Below are 16,683 nucleotides of genomic sequence, written 5' to 3' on the forward strand. Positions count from 1 at the left end.
ATCAATAACAATATATAGTAGTATACTATCACTAAAAAGGACTTTTTCAGTGGCTTCTTATAGAAGTGGGGGATTTCTTGCTCACGGCGTGTTAAAATTAAAGGTCAAAAAAGGTTATACAGTGTACTATAAACCGGAAGCAAACTTTATATCTCAAAAAAAGTAAAATCTGCCTCTTCAAAAACATTTACATTTAAAAAGACATCAACTTTGAAAATTTATGCAGTTAAATCTTCAAAAAAAATGACGGCTTCAAAACTAAAGAAAATAAAATCATCCACAATGTCAAAATATAAATATATTATTGTAAAGAAAAATGCTTCACAAAATTCAAGCACACCTGCGGCTACATCTGCTGTCGAATCAGAAAGTAAGACTGCCGTTACAACAAATGCCCCCACAACAACACCAACAGAAGAAACATCTGCAACGGCTACTCCACTTCCTTCACCTTCAAGCCCAGCTATTGAAAATCCGACAGCAACACCTGATAATAAAGAAGCTACTTCTTCACCAACACCTACCATCTCATCAACAGCAGATGCCAAAAATTCAACTGAACCATCAAGCACACCTGACACTTCAGTTGCTTTGCCGACAAGATCTCCTTCGATCTCCCAGACAGCAGCACCGGTAAGCACACCTTCGGGCAGTAAATATACAGGCGATGATTCAGGCATGGATGTTTCTACAACAAGCGGTTCTTCACAGCCCGCAGTAAATGTGAGATTTACATCAGAACAGTCCGCAAATACTTATGTGGTAGTAAAAAACAGCTCAGGAAATACTGTACTTACTGCAAGACCAACAAAATCTTTCCAATCTGTTGTATTATCATGCAGTGACTTTACACTTGGCAGCACATATACTATCTACTATGGAAGTGACCTGAATAATTTAACATCATTTGACACTGTAACTTTCAGTTCAGTAAGCATGACTGTAGGAAGCACTTCGGGACAAGGTCCTGACAATAACGGTGGAAATAATAATCCGGGTGGTGGACCGGGAAATAACCGCCCTGGCAGGTCTTAATTAAAAGAGTCAAGCGGATATTCACAACCCACTCTGCTACTTGCTTGATAGCGTTAAAAACAGCAATATAAATCTCAACAAAAAGGGGATGTCGCATTAAGCATAATCTATACAATATGTAGATGCTAATAAAAGATTTATTATCTAAATATTGTATGAATAGTGCTTCGTGCGACACCCCTTTATTTTAAAATCCTAACTAATCATTTTTTCTGATAACAAACCTGTTCATGGTTATTCCATGCGGTCTGTAAGCAACTCTTATATAATGCTCTCCCACTCCTATCTCTCCAACAGGCATTTCCTTTTCATCATCTTTTCCGTTTGTTCCCTGAAATGAAAGTGTTCCGCGGTAATCGTTGTCAATAAATACCGAAATAGGTATCTGCGTATACTCATTATGCTGGGAAGTGATATTTATCGTCACACTGTAATCACCCGCTTCTGTATCAACTGCATTGAAATACATTCCGTCATCCTCAAGAATTTTTACTGCAAGTTCCTCTGATACGGTAAATGAGCCATCTTTTGCCGCAACTGTCTCAAGTTCTCCCTCCGGTCTGTAGCTTGTATCCCACTCAGGAGCATATTCCTCTATATCGACTTTTCCAAGTTTTATCTGCATTGCAAGGCTGTTAAGTGCAAATTTAAGCACATTCTTTGCATTTCTCTGAAGCTGTCCTCTTGTTATCTTTCCTATCGTATACTGCGCTTTTATATTGTCGATGGCATTTTCGTTTTCCGTATCAGGACATACCATAAATATATCATTCTGAGCCTGAACCATTGCAGCCCTGTTCTTTCTGTCCTGTTTTTCTCCTTCCCAGTTTGCAACCGCCCACCAGTCAGTCATAACAATGCCGTCAAATCCCCATTCTTTTCTGAGAACTGTTGTACAAAGGTCATAATTTCCTGATGTCCAGAGTCCATTAAATGGTCCGTATGTAGTCATTATCGAGCTGCATCCTGTCTCTTTTATTGCTATCTCAAAGCATTTTAAATAAATTTCCCTGAGTGCTCTCTCTGAAATCACACCCATTGCATCCGCACGGCGAAATTCCTGATTATTTGCACAAAAATGTTTTATCGTTCCCTCAACACCTGCTCTGTGAAGTCCTTTAAGCTCTGCCGCACATATCTTTCCTGTAAGTATCGTGTCCTCTGAAATATACTCATAATTCCTTCCATTTAAAGGATGTCTGTGTATATTCATGCCCGGTCCTAAGATAGTGTCAATGCGGTTGTATTTCATCTCGGCACCGAAATATTCAAAAAGTTCCTCGATAAGTTCATCATTGAAAGTTGCTCCGAGCAATGTTCCTATAGGAAGTAAAAATGCCTTAGTCCCGCAGTCCATTCTTATTCCCGAAGGACCATCCGCACAGCAGAGTGCAGGTATTCCAAATCTTTCAAGAGAAGGAGTAAGACCGCCAAATGCGGCAGCAGTTCCAGGAGTTACTTTCATACTGCACATTCCCTCACCTCTCATAAGACACATAAGGTCCTCGTCCGAAAGCTGTCCGATAAATGTATCAATATCAATCTTACCTTCTGCAACATCTTTAAGCGTGTAACCCTCATCACCTGTAAACAAAATATCTTCAGGCATCTCTCTCTCAATTCTCTCAGAAAGGCTTACTGTTCTCAAAGGCACTTTCTCAAATCCCATGCTGTACCCACATGAATCGGTCACCGGACGCATCCTCTCAAATTCCTCAATCGGTGCAAGTGCCTCCTCAAGCTGTTCTATCACCTGAAATTCCTGCGAAAAACTTCCGATATACTCAGCCGCAGCAACACTGTTTCCCACATAAACTCTATATTCACCAGCCTCAAGTACAAACGCAGACTTATGTCCCGTAACACCTGAATCATCATATGATGCAAAATATGATTTAGGGCATGAGATACTGAGTTTCTGACTTTCATTTACAGCTAACTCTTTAGTCTTTGCATATCCGGCAAATGTACGCACAGGTTTTCCAAGTTTGCCCTGAGGAGCTTCAATATAAACCTGCACAACCTCTTTTCCTGAACAACCGCCGGTATTTTTCACATCTGTATCCACAATAACGCTGTTTTCATCAACATTTTTCACACCGCCGTTTATCTCAAAATCCGTATATGACATACCAAAACCAAACGGATACATAACTTTATCTGTGGCAGCAGTCTGAAAATACTTATAACCTACATAAATATCTTCCACATAATAATTCTTATCAGCATCACCAAAATATGGTGCTGACGGATAATCTTCTATATTATAGGCAATGGTGTCTGTCAGCTTTCCACTCGGACTAACCGTTCCATCAAGCACATCAAGAACACCGTTGCCGCCTTCCTGACCACCCTGCCATACATACATAACAGCAGACGGCTTATACTCGTCAACCCATTTCATATCGATTATATTTCCGACATTTAACAAAACAATGCTCTTATCAAAAACCTCAGTGACATTTTTGATAAGCTCCCTCTCGGTCTGTGTAAGATAGTAACTGCCCTCATCGGCTCTGTTGTCCTGATCCTCGCCCGCTGTTCTTCCTATAATAACAACCGCCGTATCATTTCTCTTTTCAGCCTCACCGATAAACTCCCTTGACAAAGGCATCTCTTTCTGTGACCATGGAACACTTCCCCAGCCATTACCCTCGTCAAAAGGATTATCCTTTATCCACTTCTCATACTCCTCACAGATGCACTCGTCCACAATAATATCTTCACTTTTCCTCAAAGCATCAAGAATACTGACAACATACTTTGTATTCACAAGACCGCCCGAACCAAGACCGCCCTTATAATAATAAAAAGCACCAATACCAAAAACCGCAGTCTTAGTCCCCTTGCCAAGCGGCAGCACACCTCCATCATTTTTAAGCAGCACACACCCCTCAGCCACAGCCTGTCTAGCAGCCCTGGCATAATTTTTCTCATTTAACTCAAACATAAAAATCCTCCGTAAATCTATATGTATTTTTATAACTTCTAAACAAATCATAATGTATTCTAATATATATCATTCCAAAATAAAACCATAAATTTATTATTTTTTGTATATTTATATCTCAACTTTTTTATATAAGCTAAATTTTTTGTCAAACGAATATTCGCAATCCGCTATGCTACTTGCTGATAACAGCAATTTCTTCTCACTATTTTTATACAACAACAAAATTTAATAATATCAAACTTTATATATAATTCCTTGCGATACACAGCTGTGAATAAGGGGTATTATTTCGACCGAATGGCGTTAGAACATAGTCGGTAGTACCGCTACGAATATTCTCCGAGCGAAAACACTCCGTTTCGGTCGGTTCATAACACTATTAGCATGGAATAATACCCCTTATTCACAGCGTCCGTTCCTTTTAATTAGAACGTCCCCTCATCCAGAAAAACAACACTGTCCCCCAATTTATCATCAAGTATCTCCCACCCTTTTGTATCATTGACAGCAAGTGCCCCTGATATCGCAATCACAGGAAACTTCTCGCACAGCTTCTTATAATAATCCGTCATTTCCGAAGCCGAACGAAGAACAGTCATCGCTTTGGTATCAGGTGTCTCAGGCAGAATATTTTCCATAATATCCTCACTGTCTCTCTCATACATAGACACCATTGGATAAAAGGCTCTATCTACACCCCTCTCATAGTCAGGCACTTCCCTGTCGCAAAGACTCTCCATACTGAAAGCAGGACTGTCACAGCATGTCCTGTACTCCACTCCCTCACACTGACAGCCAACTTCTTTCTCTATATAATTCTGCCATGTCTCCTCCTCGTTCCCCTGTGTATTTAACTTATCTTTTCTCTTAAAACTCTCCCCCGGAAAATAATACATATCCGCTTCTTTCCTATACAATTTCCCTGCTCCCGCATCAAGCATAAATACAACATCCTCCCCTATCTTAAAGCCACAGCCTTTTACCGCCGCCGTCATCATCTTCATTACATCAAAAATATCATAGAGATACCCCCTTATATCCCTCGTCAATATATCATCATTATCCTCGATTGATGACATAGTTCCATACCTTATTTTCTTTTTTATGGAAGTGACAATCTTCTGTCCCATATCTAACGCATTTTCATAGGATTTAGCTCCAACAGGCAGAAAGACTACTTTTGCAAAATCAAGGCTGCTGCCAAATATCTTTCCTTTTTTAAAAACATCAACAACAGGTATATTAAATTCCTTTTTTGGAAAAACTGCATAATATTCAAAAGGCACATTCTTCTTACTCTCATCCGCTTTTCTTACCTTAAAAGTATTAGTTATAAACTTCCCCATAAAACTCCTCATTTCTGCACACATTTTTTGTGCATATCAAGTTTGTGTCAAGTGTGCGCAGACACAAATCTTGTGTGTTTCATAATGTCACCAGATTTTATAATTCGGCAGTTGGCTTCCCATAAGTATATATTCCATGTAATCATGCAATACTATTACCGGACATGACAATAATATCCATAAATTTGTGTACAGCAGACATATCTGCCCCTTAAAATTATATTGCTGCCCCGAATAATCCCACACATTAAGGTGCATCTGCCTGTTCACTATCATACCGACGACAAATTCAACACCGGTTATCATAAGACCGCATATTATCATCTGTCCTATGAGCGATGCACCATCACCCAATATACTCTCAACGGCCCCAACGAGCACAAAACACAGACCACCCGCAAGAAGCATCGAAATATGTGAATAACCACGATATAAAATTTCAATTCCACAATAAAGAAATCCACCCGTTAAAAACATTATCAGATAAACCTGAAAATGATTCATACCTGTCCCCATCATATTAACCTCCTTTGTAATCCCGTCAAACAATCATTTGCGAAACTATCAGTTTTCCGGTTAAACCACACAGATATGGCATACCGACATCTTTATCTGCAACTTTTTATGTTACCATCCATACTCAGTGTGAGCAGTAACACTTTATATCTATTATGCTTTTTTTTATCTAACTTATACTACTATTCAGATGCCAAAAGTACAGTATTTTTTTCCATTACGCTGTGGTAAACTATACATAATAAATAAGAATCGAGGGAAACTATGAACACAGATATTTTAAAAAGACTTGATGATGCCATTTCATCGACACTTATAGGAAACTCAAAAGATCCAGACTGCAATGTAGGTGCAGCCATATGTATCATAAAAGACGGAAAAGAAGTCTACAGAAATGAATACGGTGAAGCAGACAAGGAAAAACATATCCCAATGGAAAAAAGTTCAATTTTCAGATGTTATTCGATGACAAAACCTGTCACATCGGTTGCCGTTATGACACTTGTTGAAAAAGGAGTTATCGCTCTTTCAGATCCGGTGAGCAATTTTATACCAAGTTTTAAAAATCAGACGGTTCTCACTGAAAAAGGCTATGTTCCGGCAAAAAGAGAGGTTGTAATACAGGACCTTCTAAATATGACAGCAGGTCTTACCTATCCTGACGCTTCATTCCCTGCCGGAAAAGAAATGCAGGATATGATAGACAAGTACTATGCAGATGTTGAGGCAGGAAATCCTACATCTACATATGACCTTGCCGTACTTATCGGTGAGCAGCCACTTGAATTTCAGCCGGGCGAGGGCTGGAGATACAGTTTTTGTGCCGATGTTTTAGGTGCAGTCATCGAAGCCGTAACCGGCAAAAAATATGGTGAATATCTCAGGGAAACGATATTTGAACCACTCGGAATGACTGACACCGACTTCTATGTTCCAGAGGAAAAACAGAACCGTTTCATGCAGAATTATCAGTATATGCCCGAAACCCAGACAATGGAACCCTGCACATGGCAGCACCTTGGGCTTACATATATGCACAAAAAGAAACCTCTTTTTGAGTCAGGCGGTGCAGGGCTTGTCTCAACGATAGACGATTATTCAAAATTTGTAAATATGATGTTAAATAAGGGAACACTTGGAGATGTACGCATACTTGGCAGAAAAACAGTTGAGATAATGACAAGAAACAATCTCACACCAAAGCAGCTTGAAATGTATGATTGGGACTCTCTTAAAGGTTACGGTTATGGAAATCTGATGCGTGTTATGATGGATGTTCCGGCAAGTCAGAGTTTCGGCTCAGAAGGTGAGTTTGGATGGGACGGATGGCTTGGAAGTTATGTTGCAATGGATCCAAAAGAAAATCTTGCTATCATATATGTTATACAGAAGTGTGGCGGCAATGGTTACAGGGATGTTCAGGTGATAAGGGATATTGTTTATTCGGCACTTTAATTTTTTAGGGAGCATTTTTAAACGGACGCCGGATATAGGGGGATATTCTATACTCATGGACGGCTCGCGCCTCAGAGAACATCTGTAGCGGTACATAAGTGAGCAAAACACGCTCACTAAGTACCGACGATGTTCTAATGCCATTCGTCCAGAATATCCCACTATATCCGGCTGTGCGTTGAGAGTATCTATGGCAGTTTTACAGACTGATGTAATTTTATAAAGTGATGTATTTAAGTAAGAACTTATGAATATACTATTTTGTTGTAAATGATAATGTATATTTTATTGATAATTACTTCTATGTTAATGATGAATTGGATACATATAATATATCTATACTCTAATATTTCAAATAGATATATATAATAAAGAAAACAGAGAATTATTGTGAATATTTTTCACATAACCCTCTGTTTTCTTTTGTTTTATACAAATAAATAATGTAAGGAAGCATCAAACTTTACCGCTCATCATATAGTCGAGGATTCGGCTTGCATCTTCTGGTTCTGATGCTACTATCTCAAGTTCTTTTACATATGTTGTGTTCATAAGCTGTGCCATTGCTACAAACTGTGTAAGTTTACTTTTAAGATTGATTCTGTCTCCCTCTGATGATGTAAGTTCTACGCGTCCTTTGCATTTATCAACTACTTTAAAAAATTCGTTGATGTCTGAAATATTTGTAATTTTCATTATCCGCCTCTTTCCTGTACTGTCTTATACCATACAGATCTGCCAGACAGCACAAAAATTCAGATCTGCTCAAATTTCTGCCAATGATTCCATTACTGATATTTTAGTATATTATATTTGCAAAATCAAGTTTTTACTGCTTACAGACGACTGTTTTTTACATTTTACTATAAAACAAAAAACAGCTATCAAAACAAACTGTATTTTATATATCTTATATTTATACAGCCCCAAAAAATAATTGCCCTGCAAGTAGCAGGGCGGATTGCGAATATACGCTTTACTTGTCAATTTCTGTAATTTGTGCTATATTCAGAATCAATATAAAATATATTCTTTCTAATCTGGCAGGTTTTTAGCTGTCAAATTAAATATATCAGACTGGCATCTTCAAAGGGTGCCTGTTTTTATAAAAGGAGGTCATTTATGCAGCCTGATAAAAAAGATTTAGAACTATTTAAAAAATGGGTGGATGAAAGTGACAATATCGTGTTCTTCGGTGGTGCAGGTGTTTCCACAGAAAGCGGTATCCCGGATTTCAGAAGTGTTGACGGACTTTATCATCAAAAATATGATTATCCTCCTGAGACTATTCTAAGCCATTCCTTTTTTGTAAGAAAACCAAAGGATTTCTACAAATTTTACCGTGACAAAATGCTTATTGAAAATGCAAAACCAAATATCACACATTTAAAACTTGCAGAGCTTGAAAAAGCCGGAAAACTCTCTGCTGTTGTCACACAGAATATTGATGGACTTCATCAGGCAGCCGGCAGCAAAACAGTTTACGAGCTTCATGGTTCAACACTTAGAAATTACTGTGAAAAATGTCATAAATTTTATGATGTAAACTACATTAAAAACAGCCAGGGTGTACCTCTCTGTGAATGTGGCGGCATTATAAAACCTGATGTAGTCCTATATGAGGAAGGTCTTGACGATGCTACTGTCACCGGTGCCATCAACGCCATAGCCAAAGCAGATATGCTTATTGTCGGAGGTACTTCGCTTGCAGTATACCCTGCTGCCGGACTTATACAGTATTTCAAAGGTAAACACCTGGTATTGATAAATAAATCTTCAACACCACTTGACAGCAACGCTGACTTGCTGTTACAGTGTGGTCTTGGTGAAGTATTTTCACAGCTTTAAATTTCACACTGTAATGTTAATAAATACTATTAGAACAACGAAAGGATAATTATCATGACACACACATACAGAACAAAAGGAACATGCTCAACACAGATTGAATTCGACCTTAACGGAGACATAGTATCAAATGTACAGTTTACAGGCGGCTGCAACGGAAACCTTCAGGGTATCTCATCGCTTGTTGACGGTCTTACAGTAGACCAGATAGAAAGCAAACTCAAAGGTATCAGATGTGGTTTTAAACCTACATCCTGTCCTGACCAGCTCGCTACAGCCGTAAGAGAAGCATATGCAAATGAACATGCATAAAAAAGAAAACCATGCTTAACTTTAAAGCCAGACAAAGTTTTCATACATTATAAAAAATCGTGAATATCATCAGATGATAAACACGATTTTTTGTTTGTATTATCTATAATAGTCAGATTATTTAACCATTGCTTTAATTTTTGCTTTATCATCAGCAGTAACTTTATCTAAATTAAGTACTGCATCCACAAAGTCAGTTACTGAATCATTAAACCAAAACTTCTTAGCCTGCTTTAAAATGTCTGTTCTGTAATCTTCTTCACTACGCACAGGTGTGTAATATGTAATCCCCTTCTTCTCTGAAGAAACAAAACCTTTATTAATAAGATTCTTTAAAAAAGTATATACAGTCGTATCCTTATATGTAAGACCGTAATCCTCCTTTAACTTCTTCATAACCTGTGCACATGTAACCTCACCTTTAAGGTCCCAGATACACTTCATAACCGTAAGTTCGCACTGTGAAATCTCAGTAGTTCTTCTGTTCATGGGTCTAACCTTCCTTTCATCTCTCTATCCTTTTAATTCACTATAATATATAAAATACATATCGACATAATACTATCATATATTGTCGAAAAAATAAAGCTAAAAAATAAATTTTTATATCAAAAAAACAGGAAATATTGTAAAACTTATTTCCCACATTTATTAAACCAATGATATGCGACAATTTTTTTAATAATAATACCACATTTACTACTGGTTTATTTCTAAATGTAAAAAATAAGCTCTTATATGTAAAAAATGATTTATTCTGACAAATATTCCAACAGCCAGTTTTTAACATATTTCTTCATTGACTGACTTATCATGATAATAGTTCCATCACACATTGTAACGCTATCACTTGTATACCTCTTTACATAAAGACCATTTATCACAAATGATTTATGTACCTGACAAAATTTATTCCTGTCAAGCTGAGGTAATATCTCCGAAATCTTTGAATAGAATTCAATATCATCACCATTGGTTTTGATATTAAGTTTTCTCCCTATACTCTGTATATATATTATCTCATTCTGCTCTATTGCACAGTCGTTTTTTAACCATCTGTAACGCAGATATGTCTTTCTGCTTCCAAATAATTTATAATATGTGTCCATTACTTCAAAGACAGCTTTCTCTTTTAAAGGTTTGACAAGAAAATTCAGAGGACGTGTCTCAAACAACTCCATAGCATAATTTGTTTTCGATGAAATATAAACTATCTGAGTTTTTTCATCTTCCATTTCCTCACGAAGTCTGCATCCGATTTCAAATCCTTTGATATCTCCAAGCTCAATATCTAAGAACAATATATCATATTTATCCTTCTTAATGGATTCAGCCATCTTTCTTCCATTAAGACATATCTCCACCTTGATCTCTCTTTTTTGATTATCTCCATACAACATCAAATTCTTTTTTAATTCAACCGCAAACGCCTCATCATCGTCACAAATACATACCTTAGTCATTTTTTATTCTTCTCCCATTCTATAACCTCTTGCATCATAGCACCAAAAACTGTTAAAACGCTGCAGTTATCTTACCTAATAATATTTATCCAACCTATTATCCTTGTCAAAAATATAGTTATACTGTATCATTTCATATTCTCTCAGCTTCTTTGCATATTTTCCAGATGTTTCTGATATTTTGTGCAGTTTTCCGCTTTTATCATAAAAGCCCGTTGCACTTATTGACGGAATATCCTTATATAAATCAAGAAGATATCTGTTATAATTACTCATCTTTAACCCTGCTTTATTCAAAAGAATCGATGACAGATAATTTATAGATGTTCTCTCTATATATTCCTCTCCAATATCATAATTAGCCCAGATAACAAATGGTACAAGATATTTTTTCATAATGTCATTCTGGTCAAACTGCAAAGGTGTCTTTCCGAACAATTCCTGATAAAACGAATCCGGCAGATGCGGTTGATGATCACCAAATAAGACAATTATGGTAGGTTCATTCACTTTTTTAAAATAACAGACAAGCTCTTTTAGTGCATCATCCGACATTTTTATCAGAGAAAGGTATTGACTAACCTGCGATGATGTCTGGAAATCTGTAATATCGACAGGCTCCTTAAATTTATAACTCGTATTATCATACGGATTATGATTCTGCATTGTGACATTAAACAGACATAAAGAACTATCTTTATCTTTCTTCTCATATTGTTCTATAATCTTTTCATAGTCAGACTTATCACTTATATAATCTCTGACAAGTATTGGATTCTTAAAATCATCTATACTCAAAAATTTGTCAAAACTAAGTAGCGGATATACTCTGTTTCTATTATAACCTGACGGATTATATGGATGTATCGCTACAGCTTTTCCATATCCACCCTGTTCTTTTATATTGCTTATAACTGACGGAAGGTAGTCATCCATATACTGAAGATACGGATTTCCTGGCAAAAATGCCTTTGTACACCCTGTCAAAAATTCAAATTCAGAATTTGCCGTATAACCTCCATATACTGATGATTCCACATATCCCTTTACAACGTTCTTTTTCAAACTGTCAAAAAACGGCATTACTTCCCTGTTTGTCTTATAATCTCCAAGCACTCTTAAATCCGAAAAAGATTCATTCATTATCATTATAATATTCGGTGTCTTTTTATGTGACTCCACACTGTCCGCTTCCTTTTCATCATACTGCGACAATATAGCATCGACTTTTTCTACCGAATAACCCTCCGGTTCATCTACTCCTGCCTCTCCTGCATTAGCAACAAAATAAAGAATATATCCGTAATCACTTATCCCTATACTGTGATCCCATGACAATGAACTTACATTATTAAAAAATGCTGATGATGTATTTATCCATACGATAAAAACTGACACTGATAAAAGTGCAATAACAGAACCACATATATCCCTGAGATTTATGTACTTCCTTGTTTTACCAGGCATCGCAAGACAAACGGCAATTCCTGCTATGCAGCTTATGACACCTGCTATAAAATATATATCAACTCCATATTTATATCCCCCCGCAACTGTCGTAGCAGTCTTTATTGCATATATGTCCATAAAAACAATGCCATATCCCCTGAATGAGATAACAAAATAATTTGCAACGCCGATGATAAGCGTAAGCACATATGTTATCAGAAACGCAGGTTTCATCCTGTGAAATAATGCTGTCAGTATGACATTCACAACTCCGAACAATGCTATATTTTTTAATATGATATCAGTCTCAAAATCGGTTATCGACTTTTTAAAAAACAGTTCCATTGCCGAAAACTGCCATACTAAAAGTGCCAGAAATAATACAATGACTAAAAGCTTCTTTATATCCTCTCTAAATCTCTTTCTGCCTGTATTTTCTGTGGCATTTTCATCTCCCATAACTTTTTCATTTTCTATAACAGACATAACTCCCCCTTTTTTATCCGTACGCACTTATACTTAAATCCTTAAAATGCCAGTCGCACAAAACTGTACGGCTGGCTTTATATCATCTGACTGTGCCTGACTGCATCAGACACCGCCCTGAACACTATTTAATTTCCAAACGGATTAGAGAAAAAGTTACCAAATCCACTGTAATCCCCATCATCTGAATCATTGTTTCCGTTTCCCTGGTCATAGCCATTACTTCCATTGTTATTTCCATAACCATTACTTCCGCTGTTTCCATTACTACTGTCATTATTTGAATTATCTGAGCTGTTTCCCTGAGACAATCCATCTAACGATTTTGAACCCTGAAGTTTAACTTTCACTTTCTTTTCTTTGTATGTTCCGTCATCGCTTCTCTGTAATGTAAGTTCAACTTCTGTTCCCTTACGGTAACTGTTTGCCTTCTCTTTAAGGCTTTCTATACTTCTTACATCCTGATTGTTTATAGCTGTGATGATATCTCCGACTTTTACCCCGCCTTTCTCTGCTGCTCCGCCTTTTGATACTTCTGCAACATAAACACCACTTGGAATATTGTAACTGCTTGCCTCACTTCCAACTGTTCTTCCTGATATTCCAAGATATCCTTTTTCTGAATCAGATAAAACTTCTTTGTCTTTAAGTTCATCTATGATAGGTGTTGCCTGAGAGATAGGTATAGCATAACCGACACCCTCTACTGATGAATCAGCAATCTTTGCTGAATTGATACCTACAACCTCACCTTTAAGGTTGATAAGCGGACCACCGCTGTTACCTGGATTGATAGCGGCATCTGTCTGAATTGCTTTTATTGAATTAGTTGAGCCGTCTGTCTCTGATGTCTCTGTAATCTCTCTGTTCTTTGCACTGATATATCCGACTGTTACAGACTGACCATATCCCAATGAGTTTCCGATAGCAATAGCCATCTCTCCCACCTTAAGACTATCTGAATCTCCTACATCTGCAATCTTTATCTCGTTCATTGTAGATTTCTTTATCTTGTTAAGTTTAACTGCTACTACAGCAAGGTCATTACTTGAATCCTTACCCTTTACTGATGCCTCATAAACCTGCTCATCAATAAACTGGACTGATATTGTCTTAGCTCCATCAATAACATGATTGTTTGTCGCAATAAGAAGTTCACTCTTACTCTGTCCTATTATGAAACCTGTACCGCTGCTCTGTGTCTCCTGCTGCTGGCTGTTTCCAAAAAGACTGTAATAGTTCGTTGACTCACTTGTACATGTGATTGCGACAACTGCCGGCATTGTCTGTTCTACTATTGATGAAACATCTGTAGTTCCACTTACTGCCGCTCCCGTAACTACTTTACTGTTGTTGCTGCTTGTCGTAGTAGTTCCAATCTGCTGACTCGTGGTAACTGCCGGCGTGTTTATCCCTAAAACCTTGCTTGAAAAATAACATACTCCTTCAAAACAAACCGCCGCTACAACACCAAATAAAACTGCACATGCGGCACATATCAAAAGTTTTTTACCAAAAGAACCTTTCTTCTTACCGTCCGGTCTGTTTTCTGAGCCTGCATTATATACGTTTCCATTCTGCTGTGTATATGGATTTGTGTTGTTATATCCCGTATTGTTATTGCTTTCATACGGATTTGTGTTGTTATATCCTGTGCTGCTCTGATACGGATTCGTATTGTTATATCCTGTATTAGTGCTGTTATTATATGCACCTGAATTTTCTGTACTGTTATTACTTGTCTGATAATTCTGACTACCTACAGAACCGCTGCTGTCTGACTGTGCCCCTGCATAATAGTCACCGGAATGTGTAGACTGTGCATTATTTTCACCATCTTTATATGAATAACTGTAAATAGATGACTCCCTGTCACTTCCTCCTTCAACCGAATTTCCATACTCACCTGTATATCCATCCTGAGACTGACCTGTATCTGTCCCATTTAAATTATTATTCTCATCCATGATCGGTACCTCCCTTTACATTTTCTCTTACCTGCAAAACAAATTCTAACAACTTTTTGTGTATAAGTTGTGAAGAAAATATAACTTTTTCATTTCATATATTATAAAAGATTTTATTGTTGCGCAAAATAATTATAACCTATATAATGGTTAGAGCACAAGCAGTAATATTAAAAGTTACAAGAGAGATTGAGAGGATGAAAAATTGATCAAAGAAAACCAACGATTATTAAATATTCTGCACATTATCGTCGATGCAGTGATAATCTACTTATCATTCAACTTAGCTTATGTCCTCAGATTGGATGAATTTAACAGCCCACTGATAAGATGGCATATCATAGCTCCACCCGCAGGTTATTACAAGGATCTTTCCCAGTACCAGAACCTGCTTACCATGATAGTTCCGTGTTATCTTATCATTTACGGCTTTTGCGGAATGTACGACCCAAAGAGGACAAGTGGACGACGTGCAGAACTTTTCTGCCTTGTAAAGTCTAACTTTTTTGGTATCATCTACTGTGTTGCTGCACTCTATTTTTTCAAACAATGGGATTATGCAAGACTTTTGCTAGGTATATTTGTATGTATAAATATCATTATCGACTATGCCTTCAGGCTTATAGTTATATCGATTCTCAGAAAGATGAGGAAAAATGGCAAAAATCTTAAACATGTGCTTATAGTAGGATACAGCCGAACAGCAGAAAATTATATACGCCGCTTAAGACTTCATCCCGAATGGGGTTATAAGATTCATGGTATTCTTGATGATAATAAAAAGATAGGTCATGAATACAGGACAATAAAGGTTGTTGACAGGTTAAGTGCACTCGAAGATTATCTTTCATCAAATGAATTTGATGAGATTGTCATCACACTTAGTATAGATGAGTATTCAAAACTTGAAGGTCTTGTTGCTATATGTGAAAAATCAGGTGTTCACACAAAATTTGCTCCTGATTACAACAATATTATCCCAACAAAACCTTATACTGAGGACTTAGACGGAATCCCTGTCATTCATGTACGCCATGTACCACTGAGTTCTTCCTATAATATAGTACTAAAGCGTGCCGTAGATATTTTCGGTGCTACTGTTGCACTTATACTTTTCGCTATACCTATGATAATAACTGCAATCATAGTAAAAGCAACTTCTCCCGGACCGCTTATATTTAAACAGAAACGTATCGGACTTCACAACAGAGAGTTTGACATGTACAAATTCCGTTCAATGAAAGTTCAGGAGGCAAGCGAAGAAAAGAAAGCGTGGACTACCAAAGATGACCCTAGAGTAACTCCTATCGGCAAATTTATGAGAAAGACAAATATAGATGAGCTTCCTCAGATATTTAATGTCCTAAAGGGAGATATGAGCCTTGTCGGTCCAAGACCTGAAAGACCTTACTTTGTAAACAAATTCAAGGAAGAAATCCCAAGATATATGATAAAGCACCAGGTTCGTCCCGGTATGACAGGCTGGGCACAGGTAAACGGTTTCAGAGGAGATACCTCAATAACCGGGCGTATCGAATGTGATCTTTACTATGTAGAAAACTGGACGATGGCACTTGATTTTAAGATACTTTTCCTTACATTCTTTGGACGGAAAGTTAATAAAAATGCTTACTGATACAATTATTACAAAGCTATTTGTTTTTAAGTAAACAGATAGCTTTGATTTATTAAATATATCTGTAAAACTGTAAAACGCATTATTATATTTATAGTCTTGCAGATATATAAAGTTCAGAATGAAGATAGTGTGAAAAATTTTACTTTTCACACTCAGGATTTGTGTCTGCGCACACTTGACACAAATCTTATATGTGAAATATATTATATTTCAC

14 protein-coding genes are annotated in these 16,683 nt (G+C 37.1%); 5 read left to right on the forward strand and 9 right to left on the reverse strand.

Going from position 1 to position 16,683, the window contains the following annotated elements:
• Positions 1–218: 218 nt before the first annotated feature.
• Positions 219–680: a hypothetical protein gene (locus tag KQI69_RS03075; protein WP_216563821.1), complete on the reverse strand. Its 462-nt coding sequence runs from the start codon at positions 678–680 to the stop codon at positions 219–221.
• Here KQI69_RS03075 and KQI69_RS03080 point away from each other — a divergent pair.
• On the forward strand, positions 679–1,035 hold the full coding sequence (locus KQI69_RS03080; RefSeq protein WP_216563822.1) for a hypothetical protein: 357 nt from the start codon (positions 679–681) through the stop codon (positions 1,033–1,035). The two genes, KQI69_RS03075 and KQI69_RS03080, sit on opposite strands and share 2 nt — an antisense overlap.
• A 199-nt stretch (positions 1,036–1,234) precedes the next feature.
• On the opposite strand, the gene KQI69_RS03085 is transcribed toward KQI69_RS03080, so the two are convergent.
• From KQI69_RS03085 to KQI69_RS03095, 3 genes are all read right to left on the reverse strand, one after another.
• A complete protein-coding gene (locus tag KQI69_RS03085; RefSeq protein WP_253288978.1) occupies positions 1,235–3,985 on the reverse strand; it encodes a glycoside hydrolase family 3 C-terminal domain-containing protein in 2,751 nt (916 codons plus the stop codon).
• Positions 3,986–4,413: 428 nt separating this feature from the next.
• Complete coding sequence (locus tag KQI69_RS03090) at positions 4,414–5,334, reverse strand: hypothetical protein (RefSeq protein ID WP_216563823.1); 921 nt, start codon at positions 5,332–5,334, stop codon at positions 4,414–4,416.
• Between the two features lie 87 nt (positions 5,335–5,421).
• The gene (locus tag KQI69_RS03095; protein WP_216563824.1) at positions 5,422–5,853 is read right to left on the reverse strand and encodes a putative ABC transporter permease; all 432 of its coding nucleotides are present in this window, start codon (positions 5,851–5,853) and stop codon (positions 5,422–5,424) included.
• 261 nt (positions 5,854–6,114) lie between these two features.
• Here KQI69_RS03095 and KQI69_RS03100 point away from each other — a divergent pair, with 261 nt between their 5' ends.
• Positions 6,115–7,305 (forward strand): serine hydrolase, encoded by a 1,191-nt coding sequence (locus KQI69_RS03100; RefSeq protein ID WP_216563825.1) that lies wholly within the window; start codon positions 6,115–6,117, stop codon positions 7,303–7,305.
• Between the two features lie 456 nt (positions 7,306–7,761).
• Here the strand turns inward: KQI69_RS03100 and KQI69_RS03105 are convergent, their stop codons facing one another.
• Positions 7,762–8,001, reverse strand: a complete 240-nt coding sequence (locus tag KQI69_RS03105) for a hypothetical protein (protein ID WP_022225137.1) — start codon at positions 7,999–8,001, stop codon at positions 7,762–7,764.
• 426 nt (positions 8,002–8,427) lie between these two features.
• Between KQI69_RS03105 and KQI69_RS03110 the strand changes: the two genes are divergently transcribed.
• Entirely contained in the window at positions 8,428–9,153 is a 726-nt protein-coding gene (locus tag KQI69_RS03110; RefSeq protein ID WP_216563826.1) for an NAD-dependent protein deacylase, read from the forward strand.
• Positions 9,154–9,207: 54 nt separating this feature from the next.
• Positions 9,208–9,465 carry a TIGR03905 family TSCPD domain-containing protein gene (locus KQI69_RS03115; RefSeq protein ID WP_216563827.1) on the forward strand — a complete coding sequence of 86 codons (258 nt, stop codon included), beginning with the start codon at positions 9,208–9,210 and terminating at the stop codon, positions 9,463–9,465.
• Between the two features lie 117 nt (positions 9,466–9,582).
• Here the strand turns inward: KQI69_RS03115 and KQI69_RS03120 are convergent, their stop codons facing one another.
• The 4 genes from KQI69_RS03120 to KQI69_RS03135 form a co-directional block, all read right to left on the reverse strand.
• Complete coding sequence (locus KQI69_RS03120) at positions 9,583–9,954, reverse strand: BlaI/MecI/CopY family transcriptional regulator (protein ID WP_216563828.1); 372 nt, start codon at positions 9,952–9,954, stop codon at positions 9,583–9,585.
• A 263-nt stretch (positions 9,955–10,217) separates the two neighbouring features.
• Positions 10,218–10,928, reverse strand: a complete 711-nt coding sequence (locus KQI69_RS03125) for a LytTR family DNA-binding domain-containing protein (RefSeq protein WP_216563829.1) — start codon at positions 10,926–10,928, stop codon at positions 10,218–10,220.
• 75 nt (positions 10,929–11,003) lie between these two features.
• Entirely contained in the window at positions 11,004–12,863 is a 1,860-nt protein-coding gene (locus tag KQI69_RS03130; protein WP_216563830.1) for an LTA synthase family protein, read from the reverse strand.
• A 128-nt stretch (positions 12,864–12,991) separates the two neighbouring features.
• Positions 12,992–14,830 (reverse strand): S1C family serine protease, encoded by a 1,839-nt coding sequence (locus KQI69_RS03135; RefSeq protein ID WP_216563831.1) that lies wholly within the window; start codon positions 14,828–14,830, stop codon positions 12,992–12,994.
• 205 nt (positions 14,831–15,035) lie between these two features.
• Here KQI69_RS03135 and KQI69_RS03140 point away from each other — a divergent pair, with 205 nt between their 5' ends.
• A complete protein-coding gene (locus tag KQI69_RS03140) occupies positions 15,036–16,466 on the forward strand; it encodes an undecaprenyl-phosphate glucose phosphotransferase (protein WP_216563832.1) in 1,431 nt (476 codons plus the stop codon).
• Positions 16,467–16,683: the final 217 nt, after the last annotated feature.

It is taken from the genome of Eubacterium sp. MSJ-13 (assembly GCF_018918235.1).
GTDB lineage: Bacteria > Bacillota > Clostridia > Lachnospirales > Lachnospiraceae > Butyribacter.